Source organism: Paenibacillus sp. J31R109 (genome assembly GCF_059692055.1).
The window spans coordinates 828,452-848,722 of sequence record NZ_JCAUAR010000002.1 but is presented as its reverse complement, the minus strand read 5'-3'; the positions used below and the strand labels follow the sequence as shown (position 1 = coordinate 848,722).

At 45.0% G+C, this 20,271-nt stretch carries 16 protein-coding genes; all 16 read left to right on the top strand.

Features of this window, described 5'->3' with window-relative positions; translation table 11 throughout:
* The first annotated feature begins 21 nt into the window (after nt 1-21).
* The 16 genes from AC58QT_RS09475 (at nt 22) to AC58QT_RS09400 (ending at nt 20,256) form a co-directional block, all read left to right on the top strand.
* On the top strand, nt 22-1,224 hold the full coding sequence (locus AC58QT_RS09475; RefSeq protein WP_497408693.1) for a multidrug effflux MFS transporter: 1,203 nt from the start codon (nt 22-24) through the stop codon (nt 1,222-1,224).
* A gap of 173 nt (nt 1,225-1,397) precedes the next feature.
* Nucleotides 1,398-3,125: a sensor histidine kinase gene (locus AC58QT_RS09470; RefSeq protein ID WP_497408692.1), complete on the top strand. Its 1,728-nt coding sequence runs from the start codon at nt 1,398-1,400 to the stop codon at nt 3,123-3,125.
* A complete protein-coding gene (locus AC58QT_RS09465) occupies nt 3,125-3,925 on the top strand; it encodes a response regulator transcription factor (RefSeq protein ID WP_497408691.1) in 801 nt (266 codons plus the stop codon). Before AC58QT_RS09470 ends, AC58QT_RS09465 begins: the two co-directional genes overlap by 1 nt.
* Nucleotides 3,926-4,095: 170 nt before the next feature.
* Nucleotides 4,096-5,763, top strand: coding sequence for a type 2 periplasmic-binding domain-containing protein (locus tag AC58QT_RS09460; RefSeq protein ID WP_497408690.1), 1,668 nt, complete (start codon nt 4,096-4,098; stop codon nt 5,761-5,763).
* An 86-nt stretch (nt 5,764-5,849) separates the two neighbouring features.
* Nucleotides 5,850-6,740 carry an ABC transporter permease gene (locus AC58QT_RS09455; RefSeq protein ID WP_310222926.1) on the top strand — a complete coding sequence of 297 codons (891 nt, stop codon included), beginning with the start codon at nt 5,850-5,852 and terminating at the stop codon, nt 6,738-6,740.
* An 18-nt stretch (nt 6,741-6,758) separates the two neighbouring features.
* Nucleotides 6,759-7,646 carry a carbohydrate ABC transporter permease gene (locus AC58QT_RS09450; protein WP_497408689.1) on the top strand — a complete coding sequence of 296 codons (888 nt, stop codon included), beginning with the start codon at nt 6,759-6,761 and terminating at the stop codon, nt 7,644-7,646.
* Between the two features lie 27 nt (nt 7,647-7,673).
* A complete protein-coding gene (locus tag AC58QT_RS09445) occupies nt 7,674-8,468 on the top strand; it encodes an endonuclease/exonuclease/phosphatase family protein (protein WP_497408688.1) in 795 nt (264 codons plus the stop codon).
* A 26-nt stretch (nt 8,469-8,494) separates the two neighbouring features.
* Nucleotides 8,495-9,778 (top strand): CehA/McbA family metallohydrolase, encoded by a 1,284-nt coding sequence (locus AC58QT_RS09440; RefSeq protein ID WP_497408687.1) that lies wholly within the window; start codon nt 8,495-8,497, stop codon nt 9,776-9,778.
* Nucleotides 9,779-9,807: 29 nt separating this feature from the next.
* Nucleotides 9,808-10,686 carry a myo-inosose-2 dehydratase gene (gene iolE / locus AC58QT_RS09435; protein WP_497408686.1) on the top strand — a complete coding sequence of 293 codons (879 nt, stop codon included), beginning with the start codon at nt 9,808-9,810 and terminating at the stop codon, nt 10,684-10,686.
* A 96-nt stretch (nt 10,687-10,782) separates the two neighbouring features.
* Nucleotides 10,783-11,547: an MgtC/SapB family protein gene (locus tag AC58QT_RS09430; RefSeq protein WP_497408685.1), complete on the top strand. Its 765-nt coding sequence runs from the start codon at nt 10,783-10,785 to the stop codon at nt 11,545-11,547.
* A gap of 181 nt (nt 11,548-11,728) precedes the next feature.
* Nucleotides 11,729-13,105: an ABC transporter substrate-binding protein gene (locus AC58QT_RS09425; protein ID WP_497408684.1), complete on the top strand. Its 1,377-nt coding sequence runs from the start codon at nt 11,729-11,731 to the stop codon at nt 13,103-13,105.
* 118 nt (nt 13,106-13,223) lie between these two features.
* A complete protein-coding gene (locus tag AC58QT_RS09420) occupies nt 13,224-14,096 on the top strand; it encodes a carbohydrate ABC transporter permease (protein WP_497282565.1) in 873 nt (290 codons plus the stop codon).
* A 66-nt stretch (nt 14,097-14,162) separates the two neighbouring features.
* The gene (locus AC58QT_RS09415) at nt 14,163-15,773 is read left to right on the top strand and encodes an extracellular solute-binding protein (protein WP_497408683.1); all 1,611 of its coding nucleotides are present in this window, start codon (nt 14,163-14,165) and stop codon (nt 15,771-15,773) included.
* Nucleotides 15,774-15,822: 49 nt separating this feature from the next.
* Nucleotides 15,823-17,631: an NHL repeat-containing protein gene (locus tag AC58QT_RS09410; protein WP_497408682.1), complete on the top strand. Its 1,809-nt coding sequence runs from the start codon at nt 15,823-15,825 to the stop codon at nt 17,629-17,631.
* 25 nt (nt 17,632-17,656) lie between these two features.
* Complete coding sequence (locus AC58QT_RS09405; protein WP_497408866.1) at nt 17,657-18,511, top strand: ABC transporter permease; 855 nt, start codon at nt 17,657-17,659, stop codon at nt 18,509-18,511.
* Nucleotides 18,512-18,525: 14 nt separating this feature from the next.
* A complete protein-coding gene (locus AC58QT_RS09400) occupies nt 18,526-20,256 on the top strand; it encodes a polysaccharide deacetylase family protein (RefSeq protein ID WP_497408681.1) in 1,731 nt (576 codons plus the stop codon).
* Nucleotides 20,257-20,271 lie beyond the last annotated feature (15 nt).

Sequence of the window (20,271 nt, the reverse complement as noted above, 5' to 3'; positions counted from 1 at the left end):
AGAAGAGGAGAACATTATACAATGACCAACAAGAATAAACAGCATGCCGTTCGCTTGGCACTGCTGCTCGGTTTATTTTCGACACTTGGCCCTTTTACCATTGATATGTATTTACCGGCCTTCCCGCAAATTGTAGAACAATTCGGCACAACCGCTTCCCTCGTTCAACTCAGTCTGACTGCCTGTTTACTCGGTCTGGGTATCGGTCAGATGGTCATGGGTTCGCTAAGTGACGTCTACGGCAGACGCAAACCGCTGCTCATTTCCATGGCTATTTATGTTGTGATATCAATCGTTTGTGCAATCTCGCCGAATATATGGACGCTGATTCTCGCGCGGCTTGTACAAGGATTTGTTGCTTCAGCGGGAATCGTCATTTCCCGGGCAATTGCACGCGATATGTTTAGCGGTCACGAGCTCACCAAATTTTTCTCACTGCTCTTGCTAGTAGGGAATTTGGGTCCGCTTGTAGCTCCTGTAACGGGAAGTGGCGTTTTAACGCTAACTAGCTGGATCGGCGTCTTTATCGCTTTGGCGATACTCGGGACTTTCCTCTTTGCGATGACAAAATGGAGACTCCAAGAGACGCTGCCTGTCGAGCGCCGTAGTCCTAGCAATTTTGCTCAGCAACTGCGTAATTATGGGTCGCTTTTGCGAGACCGCTCCTTTACGGGCTATATGCTCGCACAAGGGGTGATGATCGCGGGGGTCTTCTCGTATGTTTCGGGTACACCGTTTATCTATCAAAATATTTACGGGGTTTCCCCTACGGTTTTTGCTTTATTGTTCGGATCCAATGGGATTACCTTGGTTATAGGCTCCCAGCTTGTCGGTCGGATGTCTCACCGAATTTCGGAGCAGTCATTTATGTTGTTCGGTCTGTGGCTTGCTAGCGCAGCTAGTATTGCCGTCTTATTGGTGGCTATTTTCCACGGCCCACTGTATGCACTTGTAATTCCTCTCGTATTCTTCGTAGCAGCTATAGGCATTACATCCACAGCAGCATTTCCGCTGGCCATGGAGAGTCAAGGACATATGGCGGGGAGCGCGGCTGCACTCATGGGCGTCATTCCATTCTTGCTCGGTGCGGTCGTTTCTCCACTAGTTGGTATTGCCGGGGAACATACGGCAGTTCCACTCGGGGCCATTATTTTAGGCACTAGTGCCGCTGGGATGTTATCTTACTTCCTTTTAGTGAGAAAAGGAGCGAAAGCATCGGCTTGACGAAAAATATAATAGTGTAAAAAAGTCCCAACCATATTTGATGGTTGGGACTTTTTTACATCACATTTATCCTTTTTTTTCCACTGGAGTTGGGGAAAAGCGGTTGTTAGCGCTTTATTTGTTTTGTATACTAGGCAATATTATATCAAATAACAACAAAGCGAGGCTGAATCATGACAAGATGGAACAAGTTTGCTCTACCACCGAAGCCGCATTCGTTAAAATATCGACTCATCATCATCCTCTTTATTAGCTCGCTTGCCCCTTTAATTCTGATTGGAAGTATTTCTTATTTCTCGATGTATGCCATTTTGCAAAATAAGGCAGAAGGCGGTGCCCTTAGCAATTTGCATCAGGTCCGAATCATGTTGGAGGATACGCTTGGGCAATTAAATCATACGTCACAGCAGCTTGCCTTTGACGGCAGAGTAGGGAAAAGCCTAGAGAGCTACTTAGCAGCTGATATTTACGAAAAGAAAAGATTGAACGATGAGATTCGAAGCGAATTAGGATTAATTCATTTTACGAACCCAACATTGGGATTAATGTTTTACTATTTTGAAAATGACAATCAGGCCTTATTCGAGAATTTTAGTGTGAATGATAAGTATGATCTCAAGAATCTTCCTGTACTCATTAAATTCGATAAACTTACGTATATGGGTCCGCATCTTTCGCTTAATCCGATTGATGGCAATCAAGTGCTTTCGATTCTTCGGAAAGTTGAGCTGCCGGATCGTGATGATGTGTATGTCTATATTGAAACGAATTTTAAGTTGGCTGAAAGCATCCTCAAAGACAATGATCAATTCGGCGGGAACTTAGTACATCTCATCGTGGATAATAATGGCAAAATCGTCTATAGCGAGGATTCGGAAGATTTTCCTGTAGGGAGTGAATATGCTTCTGCTAATTCTCATAAAGACAAGACAGGTAAGTATCGGATGTTTGAGGAAGCCAGTAATCAGAAATGGAAAGTGATGTCTGCTGTCCCCAATTCGGTCTATAATCTCGAAGTATATAGATGGATGAAACAGTTTGTGTTTTTTGCAATTTTGACATTAATTGCGAGTTTCTTTATTGCATGGCTAATTTGGAGAACGGTGTATCGACCGCTTAACCTGCTTAGTACGGATATTCGCAATGTAAAAAGCAATACAGAAGTGTTTCCTAGAAGACAATCGCAAATTTCAGAGTTTGCTATGATTTACAGAGAGTTTGCCGAAATGAGAAGTCGTATTTTTGAGCTCATTAGTGAAGTGGAGCAAAAGGAACAGAGTAAAGCTTTTCTTGAGGTTGAGAAATTAATGACGCAAATCAATCCTCATTTTATTCATAATACATTGGATACTATTCGATGGCTGGCTCGCGCAAATGGGCAGAAGGATATTGATCGGTTGGTATCTACCTTGAATAAAGTACTCTATTATAATCTCGGTAAAGGCGGACCTGCCCGAATTAATGATGAGATTGATGCTTTAAAAAATTACGTGGAGTTGCAGGGGATCCGCTACAATTTTCATTTTGATGTGAAAATCCACGCGGATGAGAAAGCACTTGCATTAGCCGTTCCAAGGTTTATTCTTCAGCCGCTCGTCGAGAATGCGTTATACCATGGTTTGGGTGACAATGGCGTTATTGAAGTGAGCGTAATCGAAGACGGTTTATCCCATGTCATTATTGAAGTAAAAGATAATGGTGACGGTATGACGGAGGACGATATTGCCCAATTAATGAGTGAAAACACGTTAGAGACGAAGAAGGTAGGAATGGGAATTGGGCTGCAATATGTGTATCGCATGATCAAATTTCAATTCGGACCAGCGGCAAGTTTCCATATTCAAAGCACAATCGGTGCAGGGACGACGATCGTTCTTCGTCTTCCGATAGGAGGAGTTTGATGATGATAAAAGTTATGGTTGTTGACGATGATCATTTGGTACGGAAAGGCTTCATCACAATGATGCCTTGGCGTGAGCATAAATTAGAAGTCGTAGGCGAAGCTGGAAATGGGAAGAAAGCATTGGAGTTTCTTGAAAATAACCAAGTGGACTTACTTATTACAGATTTGGCCATGCCTGTTATGTCTGGTATTGATTTAATGAGATCGGTGAAAGAGAAATATAAGGATATCAGCATGGTCGTGTTGACGTTCCATCAGGATTTTGAACTTATCCAAGAGGCGCTTCGTTTGGGCGCGCTGGATTACATAACGAAGGTTGAGCTTGAGCATGAGCACATGGATGATGTGCTGAGACGCATTGTGAACAAGATGGATGAGCAGAAAATGCGCTCAAGGGATGCTCACGCTCATGTTCAGCATCTGCATTTGGCAACGCTAATAGAAGAGGATGAGGGACCTTATTCACCAGAAGTTAATGCAAGTGTTTGGAAAGCGGTAGATATTATTCAATCAGAGTTCCAGCAGGACCTCTTAGTCACGGATATTGCGAAAAGGGTCAATATGAGCCGTAGTTATTTCAGTCGTTGCTTTCGAGATATTGCGGGCAAAACGTTTAACGATTTCATCCGTGAAGTGCGGGTAAATCATGCGAAAGCCTTACTAACCCAGTCAAGCAAATCCATTGGGTGGATTGCGACGCAGGCTGGATATCCCAATGAGAAATATTTCAGCAAGGTATTTCGTGAGTTAACGGGGATGCTGCCGGGTGAGTTTCGCAAGAAAGAACCAGTCAAGTAGCTTAGATTTGGTCGCAAATCGTCTCCTAATAAGTGCACTTTCGTCTACTGGACGTTCAAATTTGCCGATTTCAAGACGATTTGCTACCTAAACACAAGACAGAAGTGGACCCGAGTGCCTTTCTTTTATTTTAAGATGTATGTGTAGGGTAACTAAAGAGGAGGGGCATTATGAAGAATAAAAAAGCTCTAATTTCTATGATGGCAATCGCTGTTCTGATGACAGCATGTTCAAGCAATACCACAGGGACTAGTAAGGATGACGCGAAATCAACGGCAGATTCCAACGTGAAAGTGGACCCTTTCAAGATGCCGAACCCGATTGAAGTTACCACATTCAAAAGCTTAAGCCCTGGAGCGAAGTTGCCAGCTGGTGATACAGTGGAAAGCAACCAGTACATGAAATATATTTCACAAAAAACGAATATTAACTTCAAAATTCTTTGGTATGCCGCACCTCAAGATCATGAGCAAAAGATGAAGCTGGCGATCGCGAGTAATGACTTACCTGATGTTATGCTAGTAAATGAGCAAATCTTTCTAGCGTTAGCTGAAGCGGGTCAAATTGAGGATATGAGTAAAGTATATGAGAAATATGCTTCGCCATTAGCGAAAGAGTTATATGGTTCCACGAACAATAAAGCGCTTGAAAAAGCGACGTATAAAGGTAAGTTAATGGGTATTCCGAATATCAGTGTACAAGCGGATGCTGCAAGTATGGTTTGGCTGCGCAAGGATTGGTTGGATAAATTGGGATTGCAACCGCCGAAATCGCTTGATGATGTAACGGCGATCGCCAAAGCTTTCGTTGAGAAAGATCCAGACGGCAATGGAAAAGCAGATACGATGGGGATCGCTGGGTTTGAGAAATCCTTGGCTGTGAATGGTAAAGCGCAACGTGGAGACTTCAAAGGTATTTTCCAAGCTTTCGGTGCTTACCCATCTGGTGGGGTTGAAGGTGTTTCCAACTGGATTAAAGATAGCTCAGGCAACGTAGTCTATGCTTCAATTACACCTGAAACGAAACAAGCACTAACGAAGCTGCGTGAAATGTATGCGGCAGGCGCAATTGATAAGGAATTTGCTCTTCGTAAAGAGCCAAACGAGAATATTGTTTCTGGTAAGTCGGGCGTTTTCTTCGGGCCATGGTGGTCCGGCGGTTTGGCTGCTGACGCGATGAAACTTAATCCAAAGGCTGATTTCGTACCCTACTTGATCCCTGATGCCAAGGGTGCAGTGAATACCATGATGGTACCTGTCAGTACTCAGTTTATCGTTGTGAAAAAAGGGATGAAAAACCCTGAAGCTGCCATGATCTATGCCAACACATTTATTAATGCACAACGTAAAGTAGATCCAGATGCCTTGAAGCTTGATTTCTCCGTAAGTGCAGAACACTGGCCGATCGGAAATGCGACGTTTGACTTTGCTGATGCGGTAGAAAGAAAGTCAGATATGTTGAAAAAAGCGCTGGGTGGGCAAACCAAACCAGAAGAGCTAAGTCCAGAAATGAAGGAAATGTTTGACAAGGCTACTCGTGATAAAGCCAATCCGAAAGCAGATTTGAAAGATTGGTCCGGTTATTATGGCTACACCGCTCCTGCGGAGTTGTTGAAACAAAACATGAATAAAGTGTATAGCGAATTTACTGCTAACACGAAGACGATGGAAAGAAAATGGGCGAATCTGCAAAAGCTGGAGAAAGAAACGTTCTTCGGAATTGTCATGGGCGAGAAGCCGCTAGAAGCATTTGATAAGTTCGTAACCGATTGGAAAGCGCAAGGCGGCGACGAAATCACAAAAGAAGTGACAGAGGAACTGAACAAATCCAAAAAGTAATAGCTACTGACTCAAAGCGCACCGCCTAACCGATTGGTGGTGCGCTTTTTGTACACAATCATGTTTGAACTAGAGGTGTATGACTAATGAATATTCGATCATTTTATAAGCACTATCATTTGATGCTCTTACCGGGAATTGTGCTTCTTATTATTTTTCACCTCATTCCGATGTTCGGGGTCGCCATTGCGTTCCAAAACTTTAAGATTGGTTTGGGTATCTGGGATTCGCCCTGGATTGGATTCGAAAATTTCACGTACATGTTCGAGTTGGAAGACAGCAAAACGATTTTCTTTAATACCGTATTTATCGCTGTGTGTAAAATTATTGCACATCTCATTGTTCCGCTCACATTTGCCATATTGCTGAATGAGATTCGCTTTCATATTTTCAAAAGATGGGTACAGACGGTTGTTTACCTTCCTCACTTTATTTCTTGGGTAATCTTAGCTGGTGTTGTCATGGATATGTTGTCGTTGGATGGCATCATCAATAGCACGTTGAAAATGTTTGGTATCGAACCGATTATGTTCTTAGCGAAAAATAGTTGGTTTCCTACGATTGTCGTTAGTTCAGATATTTGGAAGGAATTTGGATTCGCTGCCATCATTTATTTAGCGGCTTTAGCGGGCATTAATCCCTCGCTGTATGAAGCGGCTGAAATGGATGGGGCTACGCGATTAAAGCAGTTATGGTATGTCACTTTGCCAAGCTTAGTACCAACCGTCGTGTTGTTGGCTACTTTGAGCATAGGAAATATTCTTAATGCAGGGTTTGATCAAATCTTTAATTTGTATAATCCGCTTGTCTACAAATCAGGCGATATTATCGATACGTATGTGTATCGAGTTGGACTTGTGCAAGCACAATATGGCTTAGCGACAGCTGTCGGCCTATTGAAATCGATGATTGGGTTCATACTCATTATCCTCTCTTACAAAATTGCTTATAAATACGCTAATTACAGAATTTTCTAATGAAGCAGGTGAATACTTATGGTACGTAGTAAAACAATATCCGCTCAGGTAGCCGAAGCCATTCTCGTCTTAGTTATGCTTATCATCTCATTCATGTCGCTTGCTCCTGTTGTACACGTATTCTCTGTCTCATTTAGCGATAATGCAGCAGCGGCAGGCGGCCTCGTCAAGTTCTGGCCTGTGGGATTTACTTTAGAGTCTTATCGTAAAATTCTGGAAGAGCCTCACTTTTTCAATGCTTTTCTAGTATCTGTCAAACGGGTATTGCTTGGCGGTGGAATTAACTTCATTTTGACTGTCATGATGGCATATCCTTTATCTAGAAGTAATAAAGAGTTTCCGCATCGGACTTTATATATGTGGTTCATGTTATTCACGATGTTATTCAGCGGTGGGATCATTCCTTTATATTTAACGATTAAATCTTTAGGGATGTTCAATACAATCTGGGCGCTTGTACTGCCAGGTGCAGTCCCTGTGTTCAACGTCATTTTGTTAATGAACTTCTTCCGTAACTTGCCGAAAGAGCTCAGTGAAGCTGGTTATATGGATGGGGCAGGACCTTGGTACATGATGATTCGCGTCTATCTGCCACTGTCATTGCCCGCTATGGCAACGGTTACGTTATTCAGTATTGTGGGTCACTGGAATGCGTTTTTTGACGGGATGATTTTTATGCGCAGCGCAGAATATTATCCGTTGCAGACGTATATTCAGCAGCTCGTTGTTAGTCAGAACGCCATGCTCGAACTAGATTCCTCCAAATTGGAATTATTAATGAAGGTATCAGATAAAACACTCAATGCGGCCAAGATCGTTGTGTCGATGGTACCGATTCTAATTCTCTATCCGTTCCTGCAAAAATACTTTATCCACGGCATCATGCTAGGTTCAGTCAAAGAATAAGAATAGTTGAAAAAGAGGTGCAATGTGATGTTAGGGAAGGTCATGACTTTCAATTTACGATACAACGAGCCGAAAGATGGGGCCAATGCATGGCCTTATCGCGTTAAACGCGTGGCTCAAACCATCCAAGAACATGATCCCATTCTTTTCGGCACACAAGAGGGTTATTATGACATGCTTACGGAGCTTCATGAAGAGCTGCCAGCCTACAATTGGATTGGCACGGGACGCTTTGGCGAACATGAGGATGAGCATAATGCTATTTTTTATAAAAAAGATCAGCTTGAGGTGCTGGAAGAGGGACATTTCTGGCTATCGGATACGCCAGACGTTGCAGCAACCAAATGCTGGGATAGCATGTTCCCTAGAATGTGTACTTGGGTTCGATTCCTAGATAAGATTAGCCATAAAGCTTTTGTCGTGTATAATACGCATCTGGATCATCGCAGTCAAGAAGCAAGGGAAAACGGTGCAAAGGTGATTTGGAATTATATATCTAGGCATCAAGCTGCTGAGCCCTCACCAGTTATTCTAATGGGAGACATGAATAGTCATCCAAGCAATTCAACGATTCGTTATTTAAGCGGGAAATCGCAGAAGACAGGACCCCAAGGCTGGTTGAAGGATGCTTATTCCCTTCTAGAAGGACCTATAGGTCGAACAGCTCACGATTTCAACGGTGGTGCAGATGAAGCACCTATCGATTATATCTTCGTCTCCCCTGAAATAGAATTGCTGGATACGATTGTTGATAGAAGGCAAGTTGATGGGGGCTACCCTTCCGATCATTACCCTATTATTGCAGCTGTGAACATACCCTAAAATGGCGTCAATCAAGGAGAATAGCGATGAAACCTGAGGTAAGAAAACGATCAGTTATGACGATTACGCGCGAAATTGCTCATGCGGAGCAAAGCGCTTATATCGAAGTGCCTTTTGTAATGCCGGAGCATGTAGAAGAGCTAGTAGTAACGTATACAATTGAATCTCATAGTGAGCAGAGAGCTGTTATTGACTTGGGCTTGAGGGACTCTAAGCGAGTGAGAGGCTGGAGCGGCGGTGCGCGCAAACAGTTCCAAGTCGGCTTGGAAAAGGCAACGCCTGGCTATACGTCAGGTGATTTAACGCCAGGCGACTGGGCGGTATTGCATAACGCCTATAAAGTTCCGAGTGAAGGCTGTTCGGTTCACGTCTCCATCGAATTTCTGTATAAAACACCACGTTGGCTCAAAGGCGATCTGCACACACACAGCGTGAATAGTGACGGCACGTATACACTTGAGGAGAACGCGGCCATTTTGGAGGAGCTTGGGTGTGATTTCATTGCCATGACGGATCATAATGCGGTTAGTCAAAACCTGACTTACCCACGGAATACAAATGTGCTCATGATTCCCGGCATGGAGTTTACGACGAACTTCGGGCATAGTAATTTTCTTGGCGTTGCCGATCCCATCCTTGATTTTCGAGTGAAAGGGCAGGAGGACGTCGAAGCTAAGATTGCTGAAGCGCGAGCAAATGGTGCCAAAATCGTCATCAATCACCCGCATTGCGAATTTTGCCCATGGGAATGGGATTTCAATGTGGATCACGATTGGGTCGAAGTGTGGAACGGGCCGTTTGCCGATCGAAATGCGAGAGCCGTGCAATGGTGGCATGATCAACTCGTCTCCGGCAGAAGACTTGTAGCTGTTGGTGGAAGTGATACACATCGCCCAGATCCGTACGTGAAGCATGCAATGCCGTGTACATGGGTGTACGCTTCTGAAAAAACCGTTGATGGCATTCTGAACGCGATCGATTTGGGTCATGTGTGCATCACGTATGCACCGCAGGGACCTTTCGTAGAGCTGAATTGCGGCACCTATATGGTGGGAGATGTTGTACCAGCAGGAGAGTCAATCAACGAAGTTGCTTTCCAAGCAGAGGATCTGCTCATTGGGGATACGGTGAAACTAATCAGTAATCGTGGTTTGGAAAAGGAAATTGAAGTGACGGAAGCTGGCAGACTTGCCTTTCAAGTTGACATCCAAGGGACAACCTTTGTAAGAGCGGAGGTTTGGCGGCATTTTGAAGAAGTTGACATGACGTTAATGGCTGCGCTTACAAACCCTATTTATTTGGATAAGTGAGTAGCTAGGATGTTTAGGAGGTTATCGACGTGAAAGTTCAATATGGCATTTCCGCCATCAATTGGGTGAATGAAGATATTAAAGAATATGGGAACCACTTTACAGCTGAGCAAGTGCTGACTGAAATGGCAAGCCTCGGCTTCGAAGGTACGGAGTTTTGCCGCAAATTTCCACGCGATGTCGATGCGCTCAAACAACTATTAGCAAGTAAAGATATGGTCCTCACTTCACAGTGGAGATCCGTTCACTTCAGTGATCCGTCTCGACATGAGGCGGAGATGGAAGCGTTTCGGGCACATGCAGACTTTCTGAAAGCCATGGGTTGTCAATATGTCGTCACGTGTGAATCGAGTAATAAGGTAGAGGATCCCGCGAATAACAAGGTCAGTATCACGCTTCTAACGGAGGACCAGTGGGGATTTATGGTAGAAGGCTTGCACAAAGCAGGTCAGTACTGTAAAGACAACGGCATGAAGCTTGTGTACCATTTCCATGGTGAGACTGTCGTTGAAACCGGTGAAGAAATTGCTCGCTTAATGGAAATGACAGACCCAACGTTAGTTTATCTGCTCTTCGATTCGGGCCACGCATATTATGGCGGCTGCGATCCGCTTTATATTTTGCAAACCTACTATGATCGGATCGCGTATATTCATTTGAAAGACGTCCGTGAACAGGTGTTGGAACAACATCTCCTAGATGGGTACCGTTTCCGTGAAGGTGTGCGCAGAGGCGTGTTTACCGTGCCAGGGGATGGTTGTATTGATTTTAAACCTATTATTGAAGAGTTGAAAAAACGTCATTATGCAGGCTGGATCATTGTGGAAGCGGAGCAGAATCCAGATATCGCGAAGCCACTGATTTACGCAGAAAAAGCAAGGCATTATTTGAAGTCGCTAACCGAATAACTTGGCACACCTTGCCCCTGGCGCTTATGCATCAGGGGCACAGTTTCACATATCTCATTGCAGATGAAGGGGTATAACCAAAGGAGGGGGAAAACGATGGCGGATATTTCTAGTGTTTGGCATATTTCTCACCTAGATCTATTGATTCGAATGTTGGCAGCGACTGTGCTTGGGGGATTAATTGGTTTAGAACGGGAGTGGAGTAACCATGCCGCCGGGTTTCGCACGCAAATACTGGTGTGTTTGGGTTCTACCACAATCATGCTTCTGTCCATTTATGGGTTCTCGGAATTCGTTAATGAATCGAATGTGCGTGCGGATCCAGCAAGACTCGCTGCGCAAGTCATTAGCGGTATTGGCTTTCTTGGTGCGGGCGCGATTTTACGCAATGGTTCCGTAGTTAGTGGACTCACCACGGCTGCTTCGGTGTGGGTGGTTGCGGCTGTTGGTTTATGTGTCGGAGCCGGATTCTACTTCGTGGCTGTGCTATGCACCTTCTTGGCTTTAGTTAGCTTGCTTTTATTGAACAAATGGGAGAAGCACTTACTAAGAAATCGTCGTGTACATGAGATCACTGTTAAAGTGATAGATCATCCAGGTGTACTTGGCAAGATTGCTTCCGCGTTAGGGGACCAAGGCATTCAAATTATGAAGATGAAAATGATGCCGGATATTGAAATCACAGGTAATAGCCTTGAGAAGCCGACTATGCAACTTTGTTTTACGATGAAGGCACCAGAGAAAGGCAAGCTCCTTGCAGCACTAGACGAAATTCATCGCTCCGAATATGTATTGTCAGCAGATTCTCCTTGGTTGGAAAGTTCTCCCATCAAGCAATCGATAAAGACAGTGAGTATGTAGTCATACATGGAATCTCCAATAGCCATGCACAAAACAGAGTTCCGTGAGGTAACGGGCTCTGTTTTTTCTTTGTAGGGAAATTGATGACTACTGATGTACAATCAATCATGTGCATGGTAAAATAATACACAATAATTGGTTAATTTAAACTGGATATAAATTGGTACGAGGAGAGGTCATCTTGGTCAAAGGACGTAAGTCATTCAGAGAGCGATTAAATGAGATGGTAGGAACACTTCGCAAAGAAATCATACAGGGTACACTGCAAGTTGGTGATTTTTTGCCCAGTGAAATAGATTTGTCTAGGAAGTTCGATTTAAGCAATCTTTCTGTTCGTAAAGGGCTGCAAACCCTAGTTGAGGAAGGGTATATCACAAAAATACCTTCTGTCGGTAATCAGGTCATTGAGCAGTTCAAACAACAAAAATGTCATATTCGATTTGTTTATCCAGCTGACTTAGAAGAATCGGTTCAAATCTCTTCGCTGCTGGATCAATTTGAGGCACAATATCCTCACATTGAAATTGTTCGCATTGCTGAAAGTGGAGGCGACTACACCTCCTATCTGCGTTCAGGATTGCAGGAGGGGCAAGTCGATGTCGCGTTGTTAAGTGATTCCGTTTTCTATAGTTTAACAGCGGAGCAAGATGCAGCCGCGTACTTTGCACCAACCCCGCCACTAGAGGGGCAATATCGCATGCTAGCACAAAGCTTTAGTCAGAATGAACACTTATATGCTTCGCCATTTTCGTTTTCACCGCTGGTGCTTTGCTATAATAAATCACACTTTCGAGAGATGTCCCTAGCAATGCCTGATTCAAGCTGGACATGGTCGGATCTCGCGGAGCACGCGAAGCTACTGACACAGCCGAATACGAAGTATGGCTTCTATTTCTATACAAGGTCGCGCAACCGCTGGCCTCTATTCCTGATGCAAAATGGCGTCGAAGCGCCTCGTGATAATGAAGGATCTATCGCGCAGAGTGTGGAGCAAATTAAAGATGGGCTTAACGACTATCGACGCGTCTTGGATGGACCCATGCTGTTTCCTCATTTTTTAGCGAATGCGCCATTGCCGCTAACACCGGAAGCTTTATTTGCACAAGGGAAGCTGTCGATGATTATTACCTCTTATTTCCACTTGAATCGCTTGCTGAATCTGCAAGACATTGACTTTGATATTGCACCTATTCCACGTGGGAAAGAAGCGAAGACACTGCTAATTACGCTCGGCATTGCCATTGCCAATCGTTCGCAGAATAAGGACGAAGCCGCACTGCTTGCCCAATTCTTCACTTCGTATGAATCCCAAGTCGGTTTAAGGCTGCGTACAACAAGCATTCCAGCCCTCCGTAGCGCTGCTGAATTAGAGGGAGCAGACATGGCTTTCAGCCGCTATACGATGTATCGGGATATTGTGCCTACGTACACATCGCTCAAGGAGATGGGGCTGTCCTCCGAGAAGCTGGATAAAATAATGGAAGCCGCACAACTCAATTGGTCCATGCTGGAAGATGAAGCAACGTTGAATCAGCGATTGACGGATATTCTTAACTAAATATGTGCATTGCAGTTTACATCCGATTTATTTTATTGTTGACACGATAGATGAAGTCATGTAATTTATATAGTGACAAAACAAATATAAATTACATGTAAATCGGAAGGGGGATTACATGAAACGTCCGATGTCGAGCCGAATCTTCGACGGGATAAACGTTTGGCTGCTAGTCGTGATTTCGGTGACGATGTTATTTCCGTTTGCCTATATCTTCTCCGTTTCATTCACGACACTGGAACAATATTTGCACAGTGAAGTGCTGCTCTTTCCACGTGTATGGGTCATGGATGCTTATCGTTATATTCTAGGTTCCAGTACCTTTATTCATGCCATGTGGATCACAGTTCTTGTTACCATCTTGGGAACTTTCGTCAATTTATTGTTTACCTGCACATTTGCTTACGCGCTAACAAGAAACATTTATGGGCAGAAGTTGATGCTGTTGCTCATCCTCATCACGTTATTATTCTCTGCGGGCATTATTCCAACGTATCTTGTCGTAAAAGCAACTGGACTTTTGGACTCCATTTGGGCGTTAATTCTGCCAGTTGCCATCGCTCCGTTTAATCTCATTGTCGTACGTCAGTTTTTTCTCAACATTCCGAACGAATTGAATGAAGCGGCCGTTATTGATGGGGCCAATGATCTGACGATTTTCCGTAAAATCGTATTACCACTTTCTAAACCAGCTTTAGCCGCATTTTGCTTATTCTACGCAGTCACCCATTGGAACAACTACTTCACAGGCATCCTCTACATAAACAATCCTTTTTATTGGCCTATTCAGGTTATCCTACGTCAACTTGTTGTACAAAGTGATTCCAAAGCTTTAACGGGCATGGACCTCGCGATGGTTGAAAACCCGCCGCCGCCCGAGACGATTCAAATGGCAGCAATTTTGGTTGCCACACTGCCGATCTTGCTTGTATACCCGTTTCTACAAAAGCATTTTGCAAAAGGTGTTATGCTCGGATCCGTTAAGGGATAGCAGCATGTCGTCTCGGTAAGAAAGGGCATGTATTCACACGTGATAACTAAAAAGGGGACGTGACCAATGAATCGTAAAAAGTTTTTTGTCGTGTTAATGGCTTCAAGTGTATCGCTTGCAGTAGCTGCCTGTTCCTCCAGCTCTACGCCGACTACCTCTTCGTCACCGACCGGTGCAACCCCCGCATCCAATAGTCCCGCACCTACGGCGGAAACAGCCAAGAAAATCACCATTACAACGATGAAGTCCATCAATGGTGATGTCCCTCCACAAAATGGCAAAGCCGTCCAAAAAATTAACGAGAAGTTTAATGTGGATTATCAAGCGGCATTAGTGCCAGGCGGATCCTACACGGAGAAATTAAATGTCACCTTAGCATCAGGCAGTCTTCCGGATGCAACCTTGCTCCCTTCGGCAGAATTAACAGATAAATATAGTAAATTTGCTAAGCAAGGCGCATTTTTAGCCCTAGATGACTACATTAAAAGCTATCCATCGTTGAAGCTTGTTCCCGACTATGTCTGGGATCAGTTCCGAGTAAATGGCAAAGTCTACGCGATACCCGGTTATAATCCCAAATTCGGTTTTACTGTTGTCGTGCGCAAAGACTGGTTAGACAGCTTAGGTTTAAAAGCACCGACAAACTATGAGGAGCTTAAGCAAGTTGCGCTAGCTTTTACCAAGAATGATCCGGACAAAAACGGTAAAAACGATACCTACGGGCTTGCCATTGGTAAGGATATCAACTGGCCGATTCCGATGGGAGCGTATTGGGATCCCGATGCTTGGTACCATAAAGATGATAAGAACCGCTTCATTCCGGGCATTGTCTCGAACGCGCGGAAGGACATGATTCAGTGGTTTTCAGATCTTTATAAGGAAGGTGCAATGACGAAGGACTTCATTACACTGGATTGGGCAGCGACGAATAAAGAATTTTATTCAGGCAAGGCGGGTATTTTCATTGGTAGTCCACGCGGAATGTCGGAGCAATATATGGATGGTCTTTTGAAAATAGAACCGAAAGCACAGTTCCTCCCATTAGATGCCTTTACCGCACCAGATGGCTCGAAAGGCTTCACAGCAAGTCGTGGCTTCGCCAATATGACTGTTATTTCCGCACAAGCGGGCAAAGATCCCGACAAGGTTAAACGTATCCTAAGTATGGTGGACTTCTCCCGTAACTTCTATCCGAATGAGCAAAAGAACGATAAAAATAAAGATTTTGATTTCTTATATGGTGGACTTGGTGAGGGATATGATCTTACCGATGGCATTGGCGTTGCGAAGCCAGCATCCATCACGCAAGGTCTTGTGCCAGCAACGTATCTACTTGATGGTGTGATGGTTCCGTCCAAAGATACGGATGTAGATTATCCAGCCATGTATAAACTGCCACAACTGAAAGAATTGACAGCGGCGATTTCCAAACAGTATACACAATTAAAATTCTACCAAAGCCCGAATTACGCGGTCATTTCTCAAACAGAGATTTCAAAAGGTGCGGAATTAAAGAAATTTTTACTCGATGAACAATCCAAAATGATTGCTGGCGTTCGTCCCGTTGCAGACTGGAGTAAAGTAGTCGAAGAGTGGAAAACCAAAGGCGGCGAAGCCATCATCACGGAGATGAATGCGGGTATTAAAATCAAGGACGCAAAAGAAGCATGGCAATAAGCTAGGCGCGTATCGCACTTGCGAACATTAACATGGGGGAGGGCTAGCCGTGTATAAATACCTGGGTCGTCCTTGTAGAAACTTTAATATTTTGGCTAAAACAGTCATGATCGATCCGCTGGATGGGAGGGAAAAACTGGTTCTCTCCAACTTTGTCGCTGGGGGAACCGGTTCTCTAATTCTCATCGATACGGAAAGTCACGCGTACGAAGTCCTTCCATTGCCAGGAGATGAAGGCGCTTGGGGGCTAGTGAATTGGTTTGATCAAAAGCTAGTCGTGGGCACATGCCCAAATCATGCGTATCTCCATTGTTTGGATTTAGTAACGCGAGAATGGGCACCTCCGCTCTCGGATCCAGATGAGAAGTATTTCTGGGATATGACACTAGGTTCAGATGGGCATGTATATGGTGGAAGTTGGCCGGGCTGCAGTTTGCTGCGATATGATCCACGCTCTCATGAATTGCTTAATCTAGGCAGGGTATCAGATAACTTGGATAATCATTACAGCCGTCCGGTCTATGGCGGTTTACCAGGCACAATTTTCGTAGCTGGTGGTTTCAGCGAGTCATTCCTAAAGGCGTACGATTTGCAAAAAGGTGAATTTCAATCCATTGATGCGCCTGGATTTGCAGTCCGTGAAGCGAACAGCTCATTCATCTGTTTAGAAAAAGGAACAGAACAGATCTGGTATGACGCAGTCACCTTCCAGCGTATACCTGACCTGGATCCACAGTGTCTGAGTGTGAATGCAATTACACTGCCCAATGATCAAGACTGCTCCGTTATCGCACTGGCGAATGGCAGGTATGCTGGGGTGCGGGGTCAGGACTATTTTATCCTTGAGCAGCTCTCTGACGTTCCTGTTTTACAAAGAATACCGTCTGATCCATCACCGACTCGTATATTCACATTACTGACCGACGCTAAGAATCAAGTGTGGGGATCCAGCGGATTTGGCCAAACGATCTTCCGGTATGATCCGGTGAGTGATGAAGCCTGGAACTCAGCAACAGTCTGCAACGCTGGCGGTGAAGTGTACGGGATGGTTGCTCTAGGAGAGCAGTTGTATTTATCTGCTTATGTTGGTGGCGATCATATTATTTATCAACCCGAGCAGCCTTGGGATCAATTGAATAATCGCAATCCCAAAATGTTGCAAGCGGCTTCGCCAGATTACATTAGGCCGGAGGGACGCAGTGTGCTAGGTCCAGATGGCGGCATCTGGACAGGATGGTCCGCCAAATACGGGCAATACGGCGGCGCGTTGAGCCGCATGGATCCAGAAACGGAGCACGTAAACATATGGCCTGAACCACTGAACAATGGACAGCAAGTTTGCGGAGTGGCGGCTGATGATCGTTATGTGTATCTGAAGACGAATGGCGGTGCTAGTGGACTTCCTATTCGTCAAGCAACTTGTGGATTCGGAGTCTGGCAGCCAGATGTTGGACTCCTGCATCAAGTTGAGTTCCCCGTAGAGGAGCAGATGGGTCATGCGATTGCAGTTGGAAACTTGTATGTGTTTATTCAAGCGGGATCATCCCTTCATCTTTTTGATCCGAACACGATGGAGGTTGTGGAGCGTATAGCAACTGCTGAGCCTTGCAGCTGGCTTTTGCAAGGGGATCAAGGCACGATGCTGGCTTTTATCGGTAAAGAAGCCGTTTGGTTCGATGAACGGACGACACAGGTTGTGAGAAAAGAGGAACTGCCAGGTCCGGTAAGAGCGGCTGCCCGTGCTTCGAACGGCGATATTTATTTTGCTGTAGGAGATGTCTTGTATAGCTTCGAAAGCACGAAAGTGATAGGGAGGGATTCCTCAGTTGACTCAATCATTGCGCAGGAGACTGTATAAAGACCGGTATCTCTTCCTGCTTGCTATGCCCGGCATCTTGTATTTTATCATCTATAAGTATTTACCTATGGCTGGTATTGTGATTGCTTTTCAGGAGTATAGTCCCTTCTTAGGTTTCATGAAAAGTCCCTGGGTAGGCTTCGATCAGTTTCGTGCCTTATTTGCTGAGAGTGAATTGACGAGGGTCATGTGGAACACATTAGTGCTTTCCTTTATGCAGATTACGTTTGCCTTTCCTGCGCCCATCTTGTTAGCGTTGATGTTAAATGAGCTTCGGAATGAACTGTTTAAGCGATTTGTACAAACGGTCGTCTACTTGCCGCACTTTTTATCTTGGGTTTTTGTCGTAGGGATCTTCATTATTTTCTTGCGTGGCGAAGGGCTGATTAATAATTTCCTAGAAGTGTATTTCCATCGAGCGGAGCCGGTTGGTTTTCTTTCGAACCCGCATTTCTTCCGGCCGCTTATTGTTCTGCAAGTTATTTGGAAAGAGGTAGGGTGGGGCACGATCCTATTTCTTGCTGCGTTAGCTGGCATTAATCCGGATTTGTATGAAGCTTCCACCATGGATGGTGCGAATCGCTGGCGCAAAATATGGCATGTCACCTTGCCAGGTATTCGAAGTACGATTGTAATTTTATTGATTATACGATTAGGTCATGTCATGGATAGTGGATTCGAGCAGTTGTTCTTGATGCGGAGTGCGTACAATAAAGAAATTGCGGAAGTCTTGGATACGTATGTGTACTACAAAGGGATTGACCAATCGAATTATAGCTTTGCAACGGCTGTTGGGGTGTTTAAAGGTGTAATCGGCTGTATTCTCGTACTCGGTGCAAACCGGATTGCCAAGAAATACGGCGAACAGGGGATTTATTAGGAGGGAAAACATAGATGAACATGGTGAGGCTAGGTATCCTCAAGGATGACTCTGCTGCCCAACGCAGACAAAGCTATGGACTTAACTGCTGGGGCAGCTATATCGCAGAGATCCTTTCCCATGCAGGGATTCCCTACGAATGGGTGCAAGTCACGACGACGAAGTCGCTTGCAGCTTATGATATGCTCATTGAAACGAATTTGGATGAAGAAGTGCAACCCTATGATGAAGTCATCTGGCAATATGTAGCTGGCGGAGGGAGATTAATCTCCTTTGGCGGACTGAATAAATGGGCCAGACGATTAGGTTGTCTGCGATCCCCCTATTTGGGAGCAGGATATGCCAATGTGGGTTTGTCGAACGCGCAAAGGGGTGAGGATGAGCTGCTGCGATTTATCGGTGCGAACCCATGGACGGTCGTAAATGCGGATTCGCTGTCAGAAGCAAGTGGCTCGATTACGCCTTATACGCCGGACGGCAAAGAGGCGGGTGATCTGTTTCTACAATTCTCGATTGGTAAAGGAACAATTGAACGATGGGCTGTTGATGTTCCCAAAACAGTTGTCAGCCTTCAGCAAGGTGAGGAGCCTATTTTGGGAGATGGCGTGCCAGCTGCAGATGGAACAGGCAATGTGGATGAAGGCATTTTGAAAGCGGACGACGGATGTACGCTTGACTGGGAGTATGATCGTCAAACAACGGAAACGGGCGGCAAGTATTTCGCTAAGCCATACGGGGATCTATGGCGAGAAGCCGTGATCTCGCGGTTAATTGGTTCAGTGTTGGCGATGGGGAAGACGCTGCCTTTTGTGGATATATGGCCAGATGGAATTGACCAAGTACTCACGATTTCTCATGATAGTGATGGGAATCTCGATACACAAGCTGTCGCTGCCTTAGAATTGTTGAAGGAATTAGGCGTGCGCTCAACGTGGTGTATGTTGGAGCCGGGATATTCCGACGAGGTATATCGGCAAATCAAAGAGGATGGGCATGAGCTCGCTTTTCATTACAATGCGCTGGATTCACAACGAAGCGAACACGCATTAGCGGGGAAGACGTGGAACGAGCCTGAATTCGATAGGCAGTTGCAGCTTCTAAAGCGATCAGCTAAGCTTTCGTCCGTTGTTACGAATAAAAATCACTATACGCGCTTCGAGGGTTGGGGCGAATTGTTCGAATGGTGTGAAAAGCACGGGATCGAACTGGACCAAACGCGTGGTCCGAGCAAGCCTGGTAATGTTGGCTTTGCATTTGGCACCTGTCATCCGTATTTTCCAATCGCGTGGAGTCAGGATCAGAATCGGTTCTACAATGTGCTGGAGCTAGGCTTTCTTACACAAGATATGGACTTGAAAGGATGGGCTGATAGCTCGATTATAACCCCGTTTCTAGATGAAGTAGCTAGCGTGCGAGGGGTCGCTCACTTCCTCGTTCATCAACTGCACATTGAAGCGCAGCCACTTGTTCGAGATTCATTCCGTCAGGTAATTAGCGAAGCGTTGAAGCGTGGTTTTGTTACGATGACAAGTGCAGAGATTAATGCCTGGGAGCGGAAGAGACGCTTGGCTGTCATTCAGGGATGGGGTGATGATGGGGAGCTTATCGTAGAGGGCGCAATACCTGAGGCGGTCATTTGTGTACCGTTTACCCCTGCGAACTCACAAGTACCCAACGATTCCATCGTTAAGAGGTATGGCTATGACTGTTACAAAAAAGTCGGCGTCGGTATGGTGAGTGTTTAAAGAGGAGGATTGCAA